The sequence below is a fragment of the Stenotrophomonas sp. a6 genome, from assembly GCF_030913325.1.
Classification (GTDB): Bacteria; Pseudomonadota; Gammaproteobacteria; order Xanthomonadales; family Xanthomonadaceae; genus Stenotrophomonas; species Stenotrophomonas maltophilia.
Genome location: NZ_CP133161.1, coordinates 4,316,845 through 4,335,785, shown reverse-complemented (window position 1 = coordinate 4,335,785; position 18,941 = coordinate 4,316,845). Strand labels below are relative to the sequence as shown.

Sequence of the window (18,941 nt, the reverse complement as noted above, 5' to 3'; positions counted from 1 at the left end):
AGGAATTGCCATGACCAAGAATGAACTGTTCGAACGCATCGTCAGCATCCTGACCGACAGCTTCGAGATCGAAACCGCCCGGATCACCCCCGAGGCACGCCTGTACGACGACCTGGATATCGACAGCATCGATGCGGTCGACCTGATCGTGCAGCTCAAGCCGCTGCTGGGCCGCAATCTGCAGCCGGAAGCGTTCAAGGCCGTGCGCACCGTGCAGGACATCGTCGATGTCGTGCATGGGTTGCTGCCGGACCAGGCAGCCGCCTGACCGCAGCGCCGGCGGCTCCGCCATGGCACGCGCACGCACGGTCGTGGTGGCTGCGATCTCGCTGGCCTACCCGGTGCTGGTGTACCTGGCGATGGGCCGTTTCGAGCCACGCTGGCTGTCGCTGCTGCTGTTCACCCTGGCCCTGCTGCGTGCGCTGAGTACGCGCCAGCCGCTGTGGTGGGCCGCCGCCGCGGGAACCGGCCTGCTGGCCGTGTTGGCCACCGTGCTGAACCAGGCCCTGCCGCTGAAGCTGTATCCGGCGCTGGTCAACATGGTGATGCTGGCGGTGTTCGGCACCAGCCTGCGCTTCGGCCCGCCGCTGGTGGAACGCCTGGCGCGGTTGCAGGAGCCGGACCTGCCGGCGTTCGCGGTGGCCTATACCCGCCGCGTCACCCAGGTGTGGTGTGGCTTCTTCGTTCTCAACGGCAGCCTGGCCCTGCTGACCGCGCTTTACGCGTCGGACCGGGTCTGGATGCTCTACAACGGATTGTTGGCGTACGTGATGATGGGCGTGTTGTTTGCAGGTGAGTGGCTGGTGCGGCGTCGGGTCAAGGCAGCGCACGCGCATGGCTGAGTGGATTGCCCTGGACCGGCTGCTGGTGGACCCGCAGCCGCAGCGCAGCATCGGCGTGTGCGATGGCGAGGTGATCGACCATGCCCGCTTCCGCCAGCGGGTGCTGGCCTGGCGTGCGGCCTTTGCTGCTGCCGATGGCCGTGACTGGGCCCTGTACTTCGATGATGCGGTGGCCTTCGCTGCTGCGCTGTTCGGCGCCTGGCATGCCGGCAAGCGGGTGTTCCTGGCTGCCGACAACCTGCCGGCCACGCTGCAGGCGCTGCAGCCACAGGTGAGCGGTTTTGCCGGCGATGTTTCCGCCGACTACCGAGCGCTGGTTGCCCCCACCGTTGGCGTGGACGGCGAACTGCAGGTGCTGGACGAGCGCGCCTGCGAGCTGTGCGTGTTCACCTCCGGCAGCACGGGCCAGCCCAGTGCGATCAACAAGCGCATGGACCAGCTGGCGCGCGAGGTGGATGCGCTGCAGGCTGCGTTCGGCGCGCAGCTGGAAGGCGTGCAGGTGCATGGCACGGTGTCCCACCAGCACATCTACGGCCTGCTGTTCCGGGTGCTGTGGCCGCTGGCCGCCGGCCGCCTGATCCATCCGCGCCGGTTCTTCCACGAAGACCTGGTGGGCGCGCTGGCCGGTACCGACACGGTGCTGGTGGCGACGCCAGCCCACCTCAAGCGCCTGCCCGAGCAGCTCGACTGGGCCAGCCTGCACGGCCGCCTGCGCGCGGTGTTCTCCTCCGGTGGCCCGCTGCCCGAAGAAGCCGCACGCCAGGTACGGCAATGGCTGGGCGTGGCACCGACCGAGGTTTACGGCAGCAGCGAAACCGGTGGTATCGCCTGGCGCCGCTGGGATACCGACCTGCCGCCGTGGCAGCCGTTGCCAGGCGTGCAATGGCGCATCGAGGATGGCTGCCTGGCCGTCGCCTCAGCGCATCTGGAAACCCTCGACTGGTGGCGCACCCAGGACCGCGTGGAAGCGTTGGCCGATGGCCGCTTCCGCCTGCTGGGCCGTGCCGACCGCATCGTCAAGATCGAGGAGCGCCGCGTTTCGCTGGATGCGCTGGAACGCGCGCTGCGCGAAGACACCGAAGTGGACGATGTGAGAGTACTGGTCCTGCCAGGACAGCGTGAGCAGCTGGCAGCGGTGGTGGTACCGGCCAGCCTGGCGCTGCTGGAGGGCGGTGACGCCGCGCGCCGCGCGCTGGGCCAGCGCCTTGGCGCGCGCCTGGCACAGGCGCATGACGCGGTCACCCGGCCGCGCCGCTGGCGCCTGGTGAAGGCGCTGCCGATCAATGCACAGGGCAAGGTCACCCAGGCGGCACTGGCGGCGCTGTTCCAGCCGCTCATGCCGGTGCCGGTCTGGGTTCAGCGCGATGCTGCCAGCGCTACGTTGCGCATGACCCTCGACCCGGCGCTGCGGCCGTTCCAGGGCCACTTCCCGCAGGCGGCGATCCTGCCCGGCGTGGCGCAGCTGGACTGGGCCGTGCGTTTTGGCCGCCAGGCGTTCAGCATGCCGGCCGGATTCCTGCGCATGGATGCGGTGAAGTTCCAGCACGTGGCCCGCCCGGGCGATGAGCTGACCCTGCAGCTGGACTGGGATGCCACGCGCAATGTGCTGGCCTTCCGCTACACCTCCAGCCACGGTGTGCATGCCAGCGGCAAGGTGGTTTTCGCCGATGCGGACTGATCCGGCCGTTGCCGGTGCCGCGTTCGCGCCACTGGTGGTGATTCCCGTCTACGACCACGAGCACGCCATCGCGGCGGTGGTCGACGGCGTGCAGGCCGCTGGCCTGCCGTGCCTGCTGGTCGACGATGGCTCGCATGAAGCGTGCGCGACGGTGCTGCGTTCGCTGGCACAGCGCCAGGGCGTCGACGTGCTGCGCCTGGACATCAACCAGGGCAAGGGTGGGGCGATGCTGGCCGGCTTTGCCGAGGCCGCTGCGCGTGGCTACAGCCACGTGCTGCAGATCGATGCCGACGGCCAGCACGATACCGCCGACCTGCCGCGTTTCATCGAGGCGGCGCGTGCGCACCCGGGTGCGGTGATCTGCGGCATCCCGGCCTACGACGCCAGTGTTCCCAAGGCGCGCCTGTACGGACGCTACGCGACCCATATCTGGGTCTGGATCAACACGCTGTCGCTGCACCTGCGCGACACCATGTGCGGCTTCCGCGTGTATCCGCTGCCGCCGGTGCTGCGCCTGATCGGTGAAGAGACCATCGGCCGCCGCATGGATTTCGATACCGAGGTGATGGTGCGCCTGTACTGGCGACAGCTGCCGGTCGAGCACCTGGCCACGCGGGTGACCTATCCCGCCGATGGCGTGTCGCACTTCGATGTGTGGCGTGACAACGTGCGCATCAGCCGCATGCATACCCGCCTGTTCTTCGGCATGCTCTGGCGCGCGCCGCGCCTGCTGTGGCGCCGCCTGCGGGGGCAGCGCTGAGATGGCGGCCGCGCAGGGCGCTCCGCACTGGGCCGACATCGGCGAATCGACGTCGGTGGCCGGCGTGTTGTTCCTGTGCTGGGTGCACCGCTGGTTCGGGCGCTGGCCGTTCCGACTGTGCGTGTGGCCGGTGGTGGCCTGCCACTGGCTGGGCAACCGCGTCGGCCGCCAGGCCTCCATGCAGTACCTCCAGCGCCTGCAGGCACACAGCGGTGTGCTGGGCCGTGCGCCGACCCGGCGCGACAGCCTGCGCCACTTCTTCGCCTTCGCCGACACGATGCTGGACAAGATCCTCGGCCTGGGCGGGCGCTATCCGGCCGAACGCATCCACCTGCATCGCGACCTGGTGCTGGACAAGATCGCGCGCCGCGAAGGCGGGCTGATCCTGACCGCGCACATCGGCTGCCTGGAACTGTGCCAGGTGCTGGCCGAACAGGTGCCGGGGTTCCGCATCACCGTGCTGGTGCACACCGCGCATGCGCAGCGCTTCAACCGCCTGCTGCAACGGCTGGACCCGCTGGCGGCGGTGGAACTGGTGCAGGTAACCGAAATGGGCCCGGCCACGGCAGTGATGCTGGCCGAGCGCGTCGCGGCGGGGGGCTTCGTCGCCATCGTCGGCGACCGCACGCCGGTGCAGGGCGGACGCAGCGTCACCGCCGATTTCCTTGGCCACCGCGCCCCGTTCCCGATCGGCGCCTATGTGCTCGCCGCCGCACTGGGCTGCCCGGTCTACACCATGGCCTGCCTGCACCAGGGCGAGGGCTACCGCGTGGCATTCGAACAGTTCGCCGAACGCATCGTGCTGCCGCGCGGCTCACGCGATGCGGCACTGGCCGAACAGGCACAGCGCTTCGCGCGTTGGCTGGAACTCCAGGTCATCCAGTCCCCGTTGGACTGGTTCAATTTCTTCCCCTTCTGGGATCAGGCTCCGCATGACGACTGACGCCGTACCCGCATGCCGCTTTGGCGATGCACCGTTGACCATCGAAGACGTGGTTGCCCTGGCCCAGCGCCAGTGCGAGGCCGCACTGAGCGACGCGCCGGCGTTCCGCGCGCACATCCAGCGCGGTGCCGACTTCCTCGACCGCCTGCTGCGCGAGGACGGCGTGATCTACGGTGTGACCACCGGCTATGGCGATTCGTGCACGGTGAACATCCCACCGGCGCTGGTGGCTGAACTGCCGCACCACCTGTACACCTACCATGGCTGCGGCCTGGGCCGTTACCTGGACCCGGTCGAGACCCGTGCGGTGCTGGCGGCGCGCCTGGCCTCTCTGGTGCGCGGCATGTCCGGTGTAAGCCTGCCGCTGCTGGAAGGCCTGGCCACGCTGCTGCAGCACGACGTGCTGCCGATGATTCCGGCCGAAGGCTCGGTCGGTGCCAGCGGTGACCTGACGCCGCTGTCCTACGTGGCGGCGGTGCTGTGCGGCGAGCGCGAGGTGCTGCACGACGGCCGCGTGCAGCCGGCGGCGGACGTGCTGGCGAAGATCGGCATGACCCCGCTGAAGCTGCGGCCGAAGGAAGGCCTGGCGATCATGAACGGCACCGCGGTGATGACCGGCCTGGCCTGCCTGGCCTGGCAGCGCGCCGACTACCTGGCACGCATGGCTACGCGCCTGACCGCGTTCAACGTGCTGGCCAGCGACGGCAACGCGCACCACTTCGACGAAACCCTGTTCGCAGCCAAGCCGCACCCGGGCCAGGGCCGCATCGCCGCGCGCCTGCGCAGCGACCTGCACAGCGAGCGCCCGCCGCGCAACGAACAGCGCCTGCAGGATCGCTACTCGCTGCGCTGCGCACCGCATGTGATCGGCGTGCTGGAGGACAGCCTGCCGTTCCTGCGCCAGCTGATCGAGACCGAACTGAACAGCGCCAATGACAACCCGCTGATCGACGCCGACGGCGAGCGCATCCTGCATGGCGGCCACTTCTACGGGGGCCACATCGCGCTGGCGATGGACACCCTGAAGAACACCGTGGCCAACGTTGCCGATCTGCTCGACCGGCAGCTGGCGCTGGTGGTGGACGCCCGTTACAACCATGGCCTGCCGGCCAACCTGTCGGCGGCCACCGGTCCGCGCGCGGCCATCAACCATGGCCTGAAGGCACTGCAGATCAGCGTGTCGGCCTGGACTGCCGAAGCGCTGAAGCAGACCATGCCGGCCAGCGTGTTCTCGCGTTCCACCGAATGCCACAACCAGGACAAGGTCAGCATGGGCACCATCGCCGCGCGCGACTGCCTGCGCGTGATCGAGCTGACCGAACAGGTGGTGGCGGCAATGCTGATCGCCGCGCGCCAGGGCCTGGCCCTGCGTGAACGGGTTGGCCTGAATGCGCAGCTGCATGGCAGTCTGGCCGACATGTACGCCGACCTGGGGCAACGCATCGCCCTGGTCGAGGAAGACCGCGCGCTGGATCGCGAACTGCGGGAACTGCTGGTGGAGATCCGCGCGCAACGTTGGGAGCTGTATGCCGGTGAATGAGGCCATTGAACGGGTTGGCGAGATTGCGTTGACCCCCGCCTTCCATGACTGCGATCCGATGAACGTGGTCTGGCATGGCAACTACTTCAAGTACTTCGAGATCGCGCGCTGCGCGCTGCTCGGTCGCTACGACTACGACTACCCGCAGATGCTCGAATCGGGCTACCTGTGGCCGGTGGTCGATGCGCGGGTGAAGTACGTGCGCCCGCTGCTGTTCAACCAGGCGCTGCGCGTGGTCGCGCGCATCGTGGAATGGGAGAACCGGCTGAAGATCGAGTACGAAATCCTCGATGCGGAAAGCGGCCAGGTGCTGACCCGCGCGATGACCATCCAGGTCGCGGTGGACGCGGCCAGCAAGGAAATGCTGTACCAGTGCCCGCCGGTACTGTGGGAACGCCTGGGAGTGCCTGCGCCATGACTATGCTTGCCCGTCTTCCGAGCGTGCTGCTGTGCGCGCTGATGCTCGTCGCCGCACCGCGCGTGCAGGCGGCCGACCCAGCCATCGATGCGATTACCCAGGCGGTGGCGCGGCCGGATGTGCTGCGTGGCCAGTTCACTCAGGAAAAGCAGGTGAGTGGCTTCAGGAACCCGCTGCGCTCGCAGGGCCGGTTCGTGGTCGCGCGCCAGCACGGCGTGATCTGGACCACGCTCAAGCCGTTCCCCTCGGAAGTAGTGGTCACCGCCGACCGCATCCTCAGCCGGCAGCGTGATGGCAGCACCCGCGTCGAACTGGACGCGCGGCAGCAGCCGGCGATGCGTTCGGTGAATGCGATCATGTTCGCGTTGATGAGTGGCGACGTGCAGGCACTGTCCAGCCAGTTCAACGTGGCGGCCAGCCGTGAAGGGCAGGGCTGGCGGCTGCGCCTGACGCCGAAGTCGGCGATGCTGGCCAAGGCCTTCGAATCGCTGACCCTGCAGGGCGACCGCTACGTGCGCCAGGTCGAGATCGTCGAGGCCAACAAGGACCGCACGCAGATCCAGTTCAGCGCGTTGAGCGAGGCGCCGGCCACGCTCAATGCCGACGAGGCCCGCCGCTTTGAGTGAGGCCGTGGCATCGAACGCACCGGACCGGTTGCGGCGCTGGTGGCACTGGCTGGGCATTGCCTGGCTGCTGGTGCTGCTGGCGCTGGGCGCACAGCAGTGGCAGCTGTGGAGCCAGCAATCGCGGATCGACACCGACATCCTCGCCCTGCTGCCGCAGGATGCGCACGACCGCCTGTTGAGCGACGTCACCCGGCGCATTGCCGATGGCAGTTCGCGGCAGGTCGTGGTGCTGCTCGGCAGCAAGGACAGCGCGGCTGCCAAGCGCGCGCAGGCGGCCTTTGCGGCGGCCATGGCCAAGGATGCCGACCACGCCTTGCTGGTACCCAGCGGTTCGATCGAAGGCTGGTTTGACGAGGCGCGCGCGTTCTACGCGCCGTACCGCGACCGCCTGCTGACACCGGCCCAGCGCGAGCAGTTGCAGGGCAGCGAACCGGGCGTGTTGGCCGAGCAGGCGCTGGCTGCGCTGTATGGGCCGATGGGTGCGCCGCGATTGACTGAATGGCGCCAGGACCCGTTGTCGCTGTGGCCGCAGTGGTGGCAGCAGCAGGCGCAGGGTTCGGGCCTGCGGTTGGGCGATGACGGCCTGCTTGAAGCCGAGGGCAGGCATTGGGCCGTGCTGCAGTTCGATACGCCCGGCTCGGCGTTCCAGCTGGATGGCGAGCGCCACCTCGATGGCCTGCTGGAACGTGCCGGGCAGGCCGCCACGGCGGCGGCGCCTGAGCTTGAAATCCTGCATGCCGGCGTGCCGCTGCATGCCGAGGCCGCCGCGGTGCAGGCCAACCAGGAGATCAACACCATCGGTTGGGGGTCGTTGGCGGCGGTGCTGCTGCTGGTGTGGCTGGCATTCCGCTCGCTGCGCCCGATCCTGCTGGTGGCCGCCTCGCTGCTGATCGGCTGTGGCGTGGCGCTGGCGGTGACCGTGCTGGTGTTCGGCAAGGTGCACGTGCTGACCCTGGTGTTTGGTGCGTCGCTGGTGGGCGTGGCCGAGGATTACGGCATTCACTGGTTCGCCTCGCGCCAGGCCGAACCGGCCGATCGTCGCTGGAAACTGCTGCGGCATCTGCTGCCCGGCCTGTGGCTGGCCCTGCTGACCAGCGCGCTGGCCTACCTGGCATTGGGCCTGGCCCCGTTCCCCGGCCTGCGCCAGATGGCGCTGTTCTCGGTGGTGGGCCTGGCAGCTGCGTTCCTCACGGTGATCTTCTGGTTCCCGTGGCTGGATGGTGGCGAGATCCGCCAGACCCGCTTCTCGCAGTGGCTGGGCAATACGCTGGAGCGCTTCCCGCGCCTGCATGGCCGCCGCGCGGTGACGATGTTCGTGGTGATCACGCTGGCGCTGTCTGCCATCGGCATCGCGCGCCTGCAGAGCAACGACGACCTGCGCAGCCTGCAGTCCTCGCCGCCGGCATTGATGGCGCAGCAGATCCGCCTGAGCCAGTTGCTGGGCATGCCCAGCCCGGCACAGTTCTACCTGGTGCAGGGCGCCGATGCGGCGCAGCTGCTGCAGCGCGAGGAAGCACTGACCGAGCGCCTGCGTGTATTGGCCACCGACAAGCGCATTGGTGGCTATCGCGCGATCAGCGATTGGCTGCCGTCGCCGGCGCGCCAGCAGGCCGATGCTGCGCTGACCGCGAAGGTAGAACCCGGCGTGCTGTCGGCCGTGTCCGAGGCGGTGGGCGAGCCGCTGCAGCGGCCGCAGTTCGCCGCCGCGCCGCTCACCGCCGAAGCCTTCCTGGCCTCGCCGGCCTCGCAGCCGTTCCGCCACCTGTGGGTGGGTGAAGTCGGTGGGCAGATGATCAGCGTGGTGATGGTCGATGACCTGTCGCGCGCCGATGCCCTGGCCACGCTGGAGGGTGCCGCCGAAGGCCTGCCCGGCGTGCGCTGGGTAGACCGCACCTCCGATTTCTCCAAGCTGCTGGGCCACTACCGCAAGCTGATGGGCGGGCTGCTGCTGGTCGGCATCGCACTGGTGTTCGGTGCGCTGTGGCTGCGCTACCGCCGCCAGGCCTGGCGCGTATTTGCCCCCACCCTGATTGCCGGCGCACTGACCCTGGGCCTGCTGGGCCTGTTCGGCCAGCCGCTGCAGCTGTTCAACGTGCTGGCGCTGATGCTGCTGCTGGGCATGGGCATCGACTACGGCATCTTCCTGATCGAACACCGTGGCGATGCCAGCGCATGGCTGGCGGTCTGCGTGGGTGCGGCCAGCACCTGGCTGTCGTTCGGCCTGCTGGGCCTGTCGCAGACCCCGGCGCTGCGCGCGTTCGGCCTGACCCTGCTGTTCGGCATCGGCCTGGTCTGGCTGATCTCGCCACTGTTCCGGCCGCCACCGCATGACCTGCCGCCGGCCTGAGTCCGCCTTCCGCTTCTCTTCTTTCCCCTGATCGAGCAACAAGGACGCCCCGATGAGTACTGCTGTGGATGCTGTCGAACGCACTGAAATCCTGATCATCGGCGCAGGCCCGGCCGGCTCCGTGGCCGCGGCGATGCTGCGCCAGCAGGGCCGCCAGGTGCTGATGCTGGAGCGCCAGCAGTTCCCGCGCTTCTCCATCGGCGAAAGCCTGCTGCCGCAGAGCATGGAGTACATCGAAGCAGCCGGGCTGCTGCAGGATGTGGTCGAGGCCGGCTTCCAGTACAAGAACGGCGCGGCCTTCGTGCACGGTGAAGCGCGTACTGCCTTCGACTTCCGGAAGAAGTTCTCGCCGGGCTGGGGTACCACCTACCAGGTGCAGCGCGCCGACTTCGACAACGTGTTGGCACGCGGCGCCGAGCGCATGGGAACCACGCTGCGTTTCGGTGATGAAGTGCTGTCGGTCGAACCCGGTGAACAGCCTGCGGTGAGCGTGCGCCGCCCGGATGGCAGCGAATACCGCATCGAGGCCGATTTCATCCTCGACGCATCGGGCTTCGCGCGCCTGCTGCCGCGCCTGCTGCAGCTGGAATCGCCATCCAATTTCCCGGTGCGCGGCGCGATCTTCTGCCACGTGCGCGACAACATTCCGGCCGAAGCCGACTTCGACCGCAACAAGATCCTGATCACCACCCATCCCGAACACATCGACGTCTGGTACTGGACGATTCCATTCTCCAACGGCTGCTGCTCGCTGGGCGTGGTCGCCGAGCCGTCGTTCTTCGAGCGCTACGACGGCGACGACCTGCAGAAGCTGCAGGCCATCGTCGGCGAGGACCCCAACCTGACCCGTCTGCTGGCCAATGCCGAATGGGCGGTGCTGCCGGTGCGCCGCATCACGGGTTACTCGGCCAATGTCAGCTCGCTGTGGGGCCCCGGCTACGCGTTGCTGGGCAACGCCGGCGAGTTCCTCGACCCGGTGTTCTCGTCCGGTGTGACCATTGCCTTCAAGTCCGCGCAGCTGGCCAGCGAGTGCCTCAAGCGCCGTTATGCCGGCCAAACCGTCGACTGGGAAGCTGAGTTCTCGATCCCGCTGCGCGCCGGCGTGAAGACCTTCCGCCGCTTCGTGGAAAGCTGGTACCAGGGCGGCTTCCAGAAGATCATCTACCACCCGCAGCAGCAGCCCGAAGTGCGCGACATGATCAGCTCCATCCTGGCCGGTTACGCCTGGGACACCAAGAATCCGTATGTGGCCGATGAAAGTGGTCGCCGCATGCGCGTGCTGGAGGAATTGTGCAGCGCCTGATCTTCCGTACTGCGGCCCTGCTGCTGTGCCTGCTGCTGGCCGCCTGTGCCGGGCGCATGCCCAAGCCCCAGGTGGAGCTGCCGCCGCTGCGGCTGTCGCCGGCCAGCCTGCCGGCGCCGCTGGCCCTGCAGCAGCAGCTGCATTTCCGCTTTGGCAGCCATGAGCGCGACCTCGACGCGCTGCTGGAGGCCGACGCGCAGCAGGTGCAGCTGGCGGTGCAGGCGATGGGCCAGACCGGCGTGCGCCTGCAGTGGGACGGCCAGCAGCTGACCCAGCAGCGCGCGCCGTGGCTGCCGCCGCAGGTACGTGCCGAGCGTGTGCTGGATGACCTGCAGTTCGCGCTGTGGCCGACCGCGGCCATCGCCGCCGCGCTGCCGGCCGACTGGCAGGTCAGCGACGACGGCCAGCAGCGCAGCCTGTCGCGCGATGGCACGGTGTGGCTGCAACTGCAGCGCCTGGACGATGGCAGCGTGCAGCTGGACAACCGTGCCGAAGGCTATGCGCTGCGCATCGAATCGATCGACATGGCCGGACAGGACCGATGAGTGCACCGATCTACCTGAACGACCTGGGCGTGGTCTGCGCGCTCGGCGATGGCCGCGCCGCTGTCGCGTCGGCGATGTTCGCCGACGTGCCGGGCGGGCTCAGTGACAACGACAGCCTGTTGCCGGGGCGCACCCTGGCGCTGGGAGAAGTACGCACGCCACTGCCGGCGCTGGAGGAACTGCCGGTGGCCCTGCGCGGGCGCAACAACGCCCTGCTGGACGTGGCACTGGCGCAGATCGCTCCGGCGGTGGCCGCCGCGATCACCCGCCATGGCGCCGAGCGCGTGGCGGTGGTGCTGGGCACCAGCACCTCGGGCATTGGTGAGTCCGAGCAGGCCCTGCGCACCCACGCCGAACAGGGCCAGTGGCCGCAGGGCTTCGATTACGCCCAGCAGGAAATGGGTACTGCCGCGCAGTTCGTGCGCCAGCGCAGCGGCGCTCAGGGGCCCGCGTGGACCCTGTCCACCGCCTGCTCGTCCAGTGCCAAGGCATTGATGTCGGCTGCACGCATGCTGCGAGCCGGTATCGTCGACGCCGTGATCGCAGGCGGCGCGGATTCGCTGTGCCGCTTCACCGTGGCCGGCTTCAGCGCGCTGGAATCGGTGTCGGCCCTGCGCTGCAATCCGTTCTCGCAGCACCGCGCCGGTATCAACATCGGCGAGGGCGCCGCGCTGTTCCTGCTCACCCGCGAGCCGGGTCCGGTGTGCCTGGCCGGGTGGGGCGAGTCGGCCGACGCTCACCATATGTCCGCCCCCGATCCGCAGGGCCTGGGTGCCATCGATGCCCTGCAGCAGGCGCTGCAGCGCGCCGGCTGGGCGGCCGATGAAGTGGACTACGTGAACCTGCATGGCACCGCCACCGGGCACAACGATGCGATGGAAAGCCTGGCGGTTTCGCAGGTGCTGGGCAACGGCATTCGGGCCAGTTCGACCAAGCCCCTGACCGGCCATACGCTGGGTGCGTCGGGCGCGATCGAAGCTGCATTGTGCTGGATCGTGCTGGCCGAGAACCCGCAGCAGCAGCTGCCACCGCATTGGTGGGACGGCGTGGCAGACCCCGCGCTGCCGGCACTGCCGCTGGTCGCACCAGCCACCCGCCTGGCGCAGGCACCGCGGCGGGTGCTGAGCAATTCGTTCGCTTTCGGCGGCAGCAATGCCGTGCTGGCGTTGGAGCGTCGATGAACATGCTGTATGCAATTGAAGAGGTGGTACCGCACCGCCAGGACATGTGCCTGCTGGAGCGCATCACGCACTGGGACCAGGACACCATCGAGGCGGAACTGGTGGTGCCCGAGGCCGGCCTGTTCGTGGAAAACCACGAAGTACCGGCCTGGGTGGGAATCGAATACATGGCACAGGCCATCGCGGCCTGGGCCGGCTGCCGTGCGCGTGCAGCCGGCAAGCCGCCGCAGCTGGGCTTCCTGCTCGGCAGCCGCCGCTACAACAGCGCGCGCTGCAGCTTCCCCAGCGGCTCGCGGCTGCGCGTACAGGCGCGCTGCGAGCTGTTGGGTGACAATGGATTGGGGATGTTCGCCTGCCGCATCCTGGCGGGCGAGGACGAATGGGCGACAGCCAACGTGTCGGTGTTCGAACCGGCCGATGCGATGGCCTATCTGGAGAGTGGACAGGCATGACAGGGAATCGAAGCGTGCTGGTGACCGGCGCCAGCCGGGGCATCGGCCGGGCCATCGCGCTGCGCATCGCGCGCGATGGCTTCGACGTGGTGGTGCATTGCCGCAGCCGCCTGGATGAGGCACAGGCCGTGGTGGCCGAGATCCACGCGTTGGGCCAGCAGGCCCGCGTACTGATGTTCGACGTGGCCGACCGCGAGGCCGCACGCGCCGCGCTGGAGGCCGATGTCGAAGCGCACGGCGCGTACTACGGCGTGGTCTGCAATGCCGGCATCGCCCGCGACGGCGCCTTCCCGGCGCTCTCTTCGGAAGACTGGGACCAGGTCATCCACACCAACCTGGATGGCTTCTACAACGTGCTGCATCCGCTGATCATGCCGATGGTGCGGCGGCGCAAGCCGGGCCGCATCGTCACCCTGTCGTCGGTGTCCGGACTGGCCGGCAACCGCGGGCAGGTCAATTACAGTGCCGCCAAGGCCGGCATCATCGGTGCCACCAAGGCCCTGGCGCTGGAACTGGCCAGCCGCCAGATCACCGTCAACTGCGTGGCCCCGGGCCTGATCGAGACCGAAATGCTCAACGATGAAGTGGTTGAACACGCGCTCAAGCTGATTCCCGCCGGCCGCGTCGGCCGTCCCGACGAAGTGGCGGCCACGGTGGCGTTCCTGCTGTCCGAACCGGCCGGCTACATCACCCGCCAGGTGATCTCGGTGAACGGGGGCATGCTCTGATGGCCACCGATCGTCGCGTCGTGGTGACCGGTGCGTCCGCGATCAGTCCGCTCGGCCATGACTGGCCGACCATCGAGGCGCACCTGCGCAGCTGCCGCAACGCGGTGCGCGCGATGCCCGAGTGGGATGTCTATGCCGGGCTGAACACCAAGCTGGCTGCGCCGGCGCAGGACTTCGCGCTGCCGCCGAACTACAACCGCAAGACCACCCGCTCCATGGGCAAGGTCGCGATCATGTCGGTGCGTGCCACCGAAGTGGCGCTGCGCGAAGCTGGCCTGCACGAGCACCCGGTGCTGCGCAGCGGTCGCACCGGCGTGGCCTATGGTTCCTCGTCGGGCAGCCACGAAGCCACCGGCGAGTTCGGGCGCATGCTCAACGAGTTCACCACCGAAGGCATCAGCGCCACCACCTACCTGAAGATGATGAGCCACACCGCGCCGGTCAACATCGGCGTGTTCTTTGGCCTGTCCGGGCGTGTCTATACCACCTCCAGCGCCTGCACCTCGGGCAGCCAGGGCGTGGGCGCGGCCTATGAAGCGATCCGCAGCGGCAAGCAGACGGTGATGGTCGCCGGTGGTGCCGAGCAGCTCGACGCTACCGCTGCGGCGGTGTTCGACACCCTGTTCGCCACCAGCGTGCGCAACGACGCGCCGCAGACCACGCCGCGCCCGTTCGATGCCGGCCGCGATGGCCTGGTGCTGGGCGAGGGTGCCTGCACGCTGATCCTGGAAGACCTGGAGCACGCGCAGGCGCGCGGTGCCACCATCCTTGCCGAGGTGGTCGGCTACGGCACCAACAGCGACGGCCAGCACGTCACCCAGCCCAGCGCCGACACCATGGCCCAGGCCATGCGCCTGGCGCTGGAGGATGCGGGCCTGAAGGCGGCGCAGATCGACTACGTCAACGCCCACGGCACCGCCACCGATCACGGCGACATCGCCGAGACCCAGGCCACCGCGCAGGTGTTCGGCAGCCGCGTACCGATCAGCTCGCTGAAGAGCTACGTCGGCCACATGCTCGGTGCCTGCGGTGCGTTCGAGGCCTGGCTGAGCATCGAGATGATGCGTGCCGGCTGGTTCGCCCCCACGCTGAACCTGGCCGAGGTTGACCCGCGCTGCGGCCAGCTCGACTTCATCACCGGGCAGGGCCGCGAATTGCAGGCCGAGTACGTGATGAGCAACAACTTCGCCTTCGGCGGCATCAACACCTCGCTGGTGTTCCGCCGCTGGAGCGAATGATCCACCGTCCCATCCCGCCTTTTTCCTCAACCCACCCGCACCCCCGACAAGGAGATGTTCCGATGCGCCGCACCCTGATGATCGCCACGGCCACTGCACTGCTGGCCCTGACCTCCACCGCCTCCGCCCGCGACACCCGCGTTGAGCAGTCCCTGCAGGAGCTGGTCACCTCGCAGGCCGCCCGGGACGCCGGCATCGACGGCAGCGTGCGCTTCTACCTGGCCGGCCAGCCGGTCAGCGTGCAGCAGCGCCTGGGCGAGGACGTGACCAACAAGAAGACCAACGCCGCCAACAAGAGCGATGCCGAGGCCTGCCGCTGGGTCGCGCTGTCGGCGCTGCGCGCACTGCAGGACGGCGCCAAGTCGCGCGGTGCCAACGCGGTGGTCGACATCGTCAGCTACTACAAGAAGAACGAGTTCAAGAGCAGCACCAACTACGAATGCTATGCCGGTACGATCCTCGCTGGCGTGGCGCTGAAGGGCACCTACGCCAAGGTCAAGTAAGCGACCGCAGGGCAGCGGCGTTGCCTGAACGCCGCCGCCACATTGCTGAACCCCGTCGGGGAAACGCCGTCGATCACGCCGCCATCGTCGGCCGACGGCTTTCCCCGGTGTCGGCTTTCCGACACAATCATGGCTCTTCCCGGGTTATCGTCCCGCGGACATGCACGCCTACGTCTATAAAAGCCAACTCAAGCCTGACACCTACGTCTACGTTCCCCGACGCGATGATTTCAGCGCGCTGCCTGCGCCGCTGCTCACCTCGCTGGGTGCGCTCACCTTCGTCCTGGACGTGGCCCTGGATGCCCAGCGTCGCCTGGCCCAGGCCGACCCGGACAAGGTTCGCAGTGACATGAGCGAGCGCGGGTTCTACCTGCAGGTGCCGCCGTCGGTGGCCAGCCTGATGCCGCGCCACTATGACTGACGTCTCCCGTCCGCGCGCCCTGTCGATCGCCTTCGCCGTGGGCGCCTTGCTGGCACTGGGTGCTGCCGTGGGCGGCGTTGCCGGTGCCATCCTCGCCGCCCTGGCGCAACCGGCGTTCGCGCTGGGCGTGTCGTGGTGGCGGCGCAGCCGTGCGCTGCTGCCGCTGAAGGTGGTTGCACGCCAGGACCTGCCGGCGCTGCTGGCACTGTGGGCGGCCGCACCGCTGCTGCTGGCGCTGCTGCTGGCCTGGCCGCTGGCGGCGCTGCGTGACAGCGGCAGCCTTGCGGCGGTGCTGGGCCTGAGCGTGCTGGTCAGTGCCGGCCTGCTCGCTGCCTGGCGCACCTGGCCGTTGTGGAACGATGTCGAACGGCTTGATGGCCGCCTGGCCCATCATTGGCAGGCGCTGGCCGGTCGCGACCTGACCGCCTGGCGCGGTCTCGGCGTGGCGGCGCTGGTGATCGCGCTGGCCGCGCTGGTGGTGCTGCCGGCCTGGCCGGGGCTGCTGCCGGAGAGCGCGCGCTGGCCCGCTGCGCTGGCCGTGGTGGTGGTGTCTCCCGTGCTGCACCTGCTGCTGCAACGGGTCGCGCCGGCGCCGCTGGTGTCGTTGCGCCCCAGCCCGTTGGCCACCGCCAGCAACGAGCACGAACCGATGTTCGCTGCCGCGGCCGAGACCGCGCCGCTGGAGGCGATGGCACCGCAGGAGCTGACCCCGGCCCTGTATGAAGCCGCCCGCCACGGCCGCATCGACCGCGGCCTGCAGCTGCTGCAGGCCGGCGCCGATCCGTATGCGCTGCCCGACCCGAACTGGCGAGACCAGCGCAGCCTGGCGGTGCTGGCGGCGGTGCTGCCGGACCTGCGCCTGCTGCGCGAACTGATTGCCCGCGGCGTTGACGTGAACGCGCCGCACCGGGGCATGACCCCGCTGCTGGCCGCCACCCGCGACAGCTGGCATGGCCGCCCCGAAGCCGTGATGACCCTGCTCGCCAACGGTGCCGATTCGCGTGCCACCGACAGCGATGGCAACACCCCGCTGCACCATGCCGCGCGCAGTTCCGACCCAGGCGTGGCCGCGCTGCTGCGCGATGCCGCCGCCGAAGTCGATGCGCTGAACAACGAGGGCTGGTCGCCGCTGGCCGTGGCCTGCCAGGTCGGCAACTGGCGCCTGGCCCGCTTCCTGCTCGAACGCGGTGCGCGCAGCGAACCGGCAGAGGGTACCCCGGTGCTGCTGGCCGCCGCCGCCACCGAAGACGACGATCCGGCTGGCGTGCAGCTGCTGCTCAAGCACAAGGCGCGTGCCGACGCGCGTGATCGCCAGCGCCGCAGCGCGCTGCACGAGGCGGCGCTGGCCGGCCACGTTGAAATCATCGGCGTGCTGCTGGCCGCCGGTGCCAACCTGGAAGCACGCGATGCACTCGGGCGTACGCCCTGGCTGGAAGCCGCCCGTGCCGGGCGCGCCGCGGTGGTCGAACACTTGCTGCCGCACAAGCCGGACCTGGTTGCCGTCGACGGCGAAGGGCGCAACGCAGTGCAGCTGGCGGTGATGGCAGAGGATGTCTCGCCGTTGCTGGTCAAGCGCCTGGTGGAGCTGGGCATCGCCGCCGACGCGACCGATCCGGTCGGTCGCCGTGCAGTGGACTACGCTGCCGAAGCCGGGCGCTGGGCGATTGTCGCCCTGCTGGATCCGTCCTATCCGTTGCCGGCCGCGGTCAGTGACGGCCTGGCCGAGCGTGGCGAAGCCGCCAGTGCCAGCGGCCTGCTGCCGGACCGCCCGCCGCTGACCCTGCTGCGCGAGGCGCTGGGCTTCGGCAACACCGAAGGCATGGCCGCGCTGGCCAAGCTGTGCCAGCCGGAAGAACTGGGCGGCCTGCTGCTCGACCCCGAGCTGGCGCTGGAGCCACGCGCGGTGGATTGGCTGCTGGGCCACGGCGCCGATCCCTACGTGCGCGACGCCTGTTCCGATACGCCGATGTTCGCGTTGCTGTCGCGCGGAATCGATGCGGTGCCGGCGTTGCAGGTGATGTTGCAGCGTGGCTTGTCGCCGGCCGGACGCGGTGGCCTGGCACGCTTCCTGGCGGCCTGTGCGCAGCACGACCAGGCCGCCCGTGGCCTGGAACAGCTGGCGCTGGAATTGCTGGAGCGTGGCGCCGATCCGTTCGCGGCTTCGCCGGCCGGTGATCCGCCGTTGTCGCTGGCGGTGCGCCTGGGCTGGCTGCGCCTGCAGCAGGCGCTGCTGAAGGCGGGCGTCGATCGTGAAGCGCGCGACAGCCATGGCATGACCGCATTGCATCTGGCCACCGCATTGGCCCGCGAAGGCGCGCTGAAGCTGCTGGTGCAGCACGGTGCCTCGCCGGAAGCACGCGCCGCCGATGGCCAGACGCCGCTGGGCGTGGCGCTGTCGATTGGTCGCCGCGACCTGGCCGACTGGCTGGACTGGCGGGTGTGGCCGTTGCCGCGTCGCACCCTGCGCGAGTCCGATCTGCCGGCCGCCGCAATGGCCGGTGACGTGGATGCGGTACGCCGCCTGATCGACCTGGGCTTCGCCGTCGATGCGGTTGATGCGCAGGGCTGCACCGCGCTGCTGCGTGCCGCCGGCGGTGGCCATCTGGCGGTGACCGACCTGTTGCTGGCGCGTGGCGCTGATCCGCAGCATGCAGCGGCCAGTGGTGCCACGCCGCTGTCGGCGGCGGTCAGCATGCGCCAGGTGGACATCGTCTCGGCCCTGCTCGACGCTGGCGCCAAGCTGGAACACCGCCTGCCGGGCGGAGTGACCGTGCTGATGCTGGCGTCCGCGCTGGGCCTGCCGGACATCGTTGCGCGCCTGCTCACCGCCGGTGCCGACGTGCACGCCGGTGACGCCCAGCAGCTGGGCCCGCTGCACTGTGCCGCGCTGTATGGCTTCAGTGCCCGCGACCGCTCGCGCCTGCTCGCCCTGCTCGACACCCTGCTGCTGGCCGGTGCCGAACCGGACCAGGCCGCGGCCGGTGCGGTCACGCCGCTGCTGCTGCTGCTGGGCGCACGCGCCGAGCCCGGCACCGCCTGCGACGAACAGGTGGTGATGGCAGCGGTGGAACGCCTGCTGGACGAAGACGTGAGCCTTGAGGTGCGTGATCCGCGCGGCTTCGGACCGCTGCACCTCGCGGCCCTGCACGGCCTGCCGCTGCTGGTGCAGCGCCTGCTGCGCGCTGGTGCCGATCCGGAGGCGCGCGACAGCCTCAACCGCAGCCCGCGCGAGATCGCGGTGATGCGTGGCTTCATCGACGTGGCCGGCGAGTTTGAACCGCGCGTGCCGGGTGTCTCGTCGATGGCGCGGTTCCTGCGCGACAACGGTTGATCGCTGGAAAAGGGTAGTGCCGGCCGCTGGCCGGCTACCTCATGACATCTCCGGGATGACGGGATTGCCGGCCAGCGGCCGGCAC

At 69.2% G+C, this 18,941-nt stretch carries 18 protein-coding genes; all 18 read left to right on the top strand.

The window, feature by feature from the left end:
* Nucleotides 1-10: 10 nt before the first annotated feature.
* The 18 genes from Q9Q79_RS19835 to Q9Q79_RS19750 all read left to right on the top strand — a co-directional run bounded on the left by Q9Q79_RS19835 (nucleotide 11) and on the right by Q9Q79_RS19750 (nucleotide 18,856).
* Nucleotides 11-268: an acyl carrier protein gene (locus Q9Q79_RS19835; RefSeq protein WP_005411609.1), complete on the top strand. Its 258-nt coding sequence runs from the start codon at nucleotides 11-13 to the stop codon at nucleotides 266-268.
* Nucleotides 269-290: 22 nt separating this feature from the next.
* Nucleotides 291-842, top strand: a complete 552-nt coding sequence (locus tag Q9Q79_RS19830; RefSeq protein ID WP_005414874.1) for a hypothetical protein — start codon at nucleotides 291-293, stop codon at nucleotides 840-842.
* Nucleotides 835-2,520, top strand: a complete 1,686-nt coding sequence (locus Q9Q79_RS19825; RefSeq protein ID WP_005411607.1) for an AMP-binding protein — start codon at nucleotides 835-837, stop codon at nucleotides 2,518-2,520. Before Q9Q79_RS19830 ends, Q9Q79_RS19825 begins: the two co-directional genes overlap by 8 nt.
* A complete protein-coding gene (locus Q9Q79_RS19820) occupies nucleotides 2,510-3,280 on the top strand; it encodes a glycosyltransferase family 2 protein (protein ID WP_109337362.1) in 771 nt (256 codons plus the stop codon). Before Q9Q79_RS19825 ends, Q9Q79_RS19820 begins: the two co-directional genes overlap by 11 nt.
* A 1-nt stretch (nucleotide 3,281) precedes the next feature.
* Entirely contained in the window at nucleotides 3,282-4,223 is a 942-nt protein-coding gene (locus tag Q9Q79_RS19815; RefSeq protein WP_024957723.1) for an acyltransferase, read from the top strand.
* Nucleotides 4,213-5,763 (top strand): aromatic amino acid ammonia-lyase, encoded by a 1,551-nt coding sequence (locus Q9Q79_RS19810; RefSeq protein WP_005411604.1) that lies wholly within the window; start codon nucleotides 4,213-4,215, stop codon nucleotides 5,761-5,763. Before Q9Q79_RS19815 ends, Q9Q79_RS19810 begins: the two co-directional genes overlap by 11 nt.
* Entirely contained in the window at nucleotides 5,750-6,181 is a 432-nt protein-coding gene (locus Q9Q79_RS19805; RefSeq protein ID WP_005411603.1) for an acyl-CoA thioesterase, read from the top strand. The genes Q9Q79_RS19810 and Q9Q79_RS19805 overlap by 14 nt, the downstream gene beginning before the upstream one ends.
* On the top strand, nucleotides 6,178-6,807 hold the full coding sequence (locus Q9Q79_RS19800) for an outer membrane lipoprotein carrier protein LolA (RefSeq protein WP_012481598.1): 630 nt from the start codon (nucleotides 6,178-6,180) through the stop codon (nucleotides 6,805-6,807). The genes Q9Q79_RS19805 and Q9Q79_RS19800 overlap by 4 nt, the downstream gene beginning before the upstream one ends.
* On the top strand, nucleotides 6,779-9,154 hold the full coding sequence (locus Q9Q79_RS19795; RefSeq protein WP_150359357.1) for a hypothetical protein: 2,376 nt from the start codon (nucleotides 6,779-6,781) through the stop codon (nucleotides 9,152-9,154). Before Q9Q79_RS19800 ends, Q9Q79_RS19795 begins: the two co-directional genes overlap by 29 nt.
* Nucleotides 9,155-9,206: 52 nt before the next feature.
* A complete protein-coding gene (locus Q9Q79_RS19790) occupies nucleotides 9,207-10,457 on the top strand; it encodes an NAD(P)/FAD-dependent oxidoreductase (protein WP_049459615.1) in 1,251 nt (416 codons plus the stop codon).
* Nucleotides 10,445-11,002 (top strand): DUF3261 domain-containing protein, encoded by a 558-nt coding sequence (locus Q9Q79_RS19785; protein ID WP_005414865.1) that lies wholly within the window; start codon nucleotides 10,445-10,447, stop codon nucleotides 11,000-11,002. The genes Q9Q79_RS19790 and Q9Q79_RS19785 overlap by 13 nt, the downstream gene beginning before the upstream one ends.
* A complete protein-coding gene (locus tag Q9Q79_RS19780) occupies nucleotides 10,999-12,183 on the top strand; it encodes a beta-ketoacyl-[acyl-carrier-protein] synthase family protein (RefSeq protein WP_005411598.1) in 1,185 nt (394 codons plus the stop codon). Before Q9Q79_RS19785 ends, Q9Q79_RS19780 begins: the two co-directional genes overlap by 4 nt.
* The gene (locus Q9Q79_RS19775; RefSeq protein WP_005411597.1) at nucleotides 12,180-12,635 is read left to right on the top strand and encodes a hotdog family protein; all 456 of its coding nucleotides are present in this window, start codon (nucleotides 12,180-12,182) and stop codon (nucleotides 12,633-12,635) included. The genes Q9Q79_RS19780 and Q9Q79_RS19775 overlap by 4 nt, the downstream gene beginning before the upstream one ends.
* Nucleotides 12,632-13,363 (top strand): 3-ketoacyl-ACP reductase FabG2, encoded by a 732-nt coding sequence (locus tag Q9Q79_RS19770; protein ID WP_201861924.1) that lies wholly within the window; start codon nucleotides 12,632-12,634, stop codon nucleotides 13,361-13,363. Before Q9Q79_RS19775 ends, Q9Q79_RS19770 begins: the two co-directional genes overlap by 4 nt.
* Entirely contained in the window at nucleotides 13,363-14,601 is a 1,239-nt protein-coding gene (locus Q9Q79_RS19765) for a beta-ketoacyl-ACP synthase (protein WP_201861923.1), read from the top strand. The genes Q9Q79_RS19770 and Q9Q79_RS19765 overlap by 1 nt, the downstream gene beginning before the upstream one ends.
* 62 nt (nucleotides 14,602-14,663) lie before the next feature.
* On the top strand, nucleotides 14,664-15,104 hold the full coding sequence (locus Q9Q79_RS19760) for a hypothetical protein (protein ID WP_005411594.1): 441 nt from the start codon (nucleotides 14,664-14,666) through the stop codon (nucleotides 15,102-15,104).
* Nucleotides 15,105-15,264: 160 nt separating this feature from the next.
* On the top strand, nucleotides 15,265-15,525 hold the full coding sequence (locus tag Q9Q79_RS19755; protein ID WP_005411593.1) for a YcgL domain-containing protein: 261 nt from the start codon (nucleotides 15,265-15,267) through the stop codon (nucleotides 15,523-15,525).
* Nucleotides 15,518-18,856, top strand: a complete 3,339-nt coding sequence (locus Q9Q79_RS19750; protein WP_099562687.1) for an ankyrin repeat domain-containing protein — start codon at nucleotides 15,518-15,520, stop codon at nucleotides 18,854-18,856. Before Q9Q79_RS19755 ends, Q9Q79_RS19750 begins: the two co-directional genes overlap by 8 nt.
* The last annotated feature ends 85 nt before the right edge of the window (nucleotides 18,857-18,941 follow it).

Bases quoted from the DNA above. Each gene is read 5' to 3' on its own strand.
- Q9Q79_RS19760 (WP_005411594.1), top strand. From the start codon at position 14,664: ATGCGCCGCACCCTGATGATCGCCACGGCCACTGCACTGCTGGCCCTG.
- Q9Q79_RS19805 (WP_005411603.1), top strand. From the start codon at position 5,750: ATGCCGGTGAATGAGGCCATTGAACGGGTTGGCGAGATTGCGTTGACC.
- Q9Q79_RS19770 (WP_201861924.1), top strand. From the start codon at position 12,632: ATGACAGGGAATCGAAGCGTGCTGGTGACCGGCGCCAGCCGGGGCATC.
- Q9Q79_RS19790 (WP_049459615.1), top strand. From the start codon at position 9,207: ATGAGTACTGCTGTGGATGCTGTCGAACGCACTGAAATCCTGATCATC.
- Q9Q79_RS19830 (WP_005414874.1), top strand. From the start codon at position 291: ATGGCACGCGCACGCACGGTCGTGGTGGCTGCGATCTCGCTGGCCTAC.
- Q9Q79_RS19795 (WP_150359357.1), top strand. From the start codon at position 6,779: ATGCCGACGAGGCCCGCCGCTTTGAGTGAGGCCGTGGCATCGAACGCA.
- Q9Q79_RS19825 (WP_005411607.1), top strand. From the start codon at position 835: ATGGCTGAGTGGATTGCCCTGGACCGGCTGCTGGTGGACCCGCAGCCG.
- Q9Q79_RS19835 (WP_005411609.1), top strand. From the start codon at position 11: ATGACCAAGAATGAACTGTTCGAACGCATCGTCAGCATCCTGACCGAC.
- Q9Q79_RS19810 (WP_005411604.1), top strand. From the start codon at position 4,213: ATGACGACTGACGCCGTACCCGCATGCCGCTTTGGCGATGCACCGTTG.
- Q9Q79_RS19775 (WP_005411597.1), top strand. From the start codon at position 12,180: ATGAACATGCTGTATGCAATTGAAGAGGTGGTACCGCACCGCCAGGAC.
- Q9Q79_RS19765 (WP_201861923.1), top strand. From the start codon at position 13,363: ATGGCCACCGATCGTCGCGTCGTGGTGACCGGTGCGTCCGCGATCAGT.
- Q9Q79_RS19815 (WP_024957723.1), top strand. From the start codon at position 3,282: ATGGCGGCCGCGCAGGGCGCTCCGCACTGGGCCGACATCGGCGAATCG.
- Q9Q79_RS19780 (WP_005411598.1), top strand. From the start codon at position 10,999: ATGAGTGCACCGATCTACCTGAACGACCTGGGCGTGGTCTGCGCGCTC.
- Q9Q79_RS19800 (WP_012481598.1), top strand. From the start codon at position 6,178: ATGACTATGCTTGCCCGTCTTCCGAGCGTGCTGCTGTGCGCGCTGATG.
- Q9Q79_RS19820 (WP_109337362.1), top strand. From the start codon at position 2,510: ATGCGGACTGATCCGGCCGTTGCCGGTGCCGCGTTCGCGCCACTGGTG.
- Q9Q79_RS19755 (WP_005411593.1), top strand. From the start codon at position 15,265: ATGCACGCCTACGTCTATAAAAGCCAACTCAAGCCTGACACCTACGTC.
- Q9Q79_RS19750 (WP_099562687.1), top strand. From the start codon at position 15,518: ATGACTGACGTCTCCCGTCCGCGCGCCCTGTCGATCGCCTTCGCCGTG.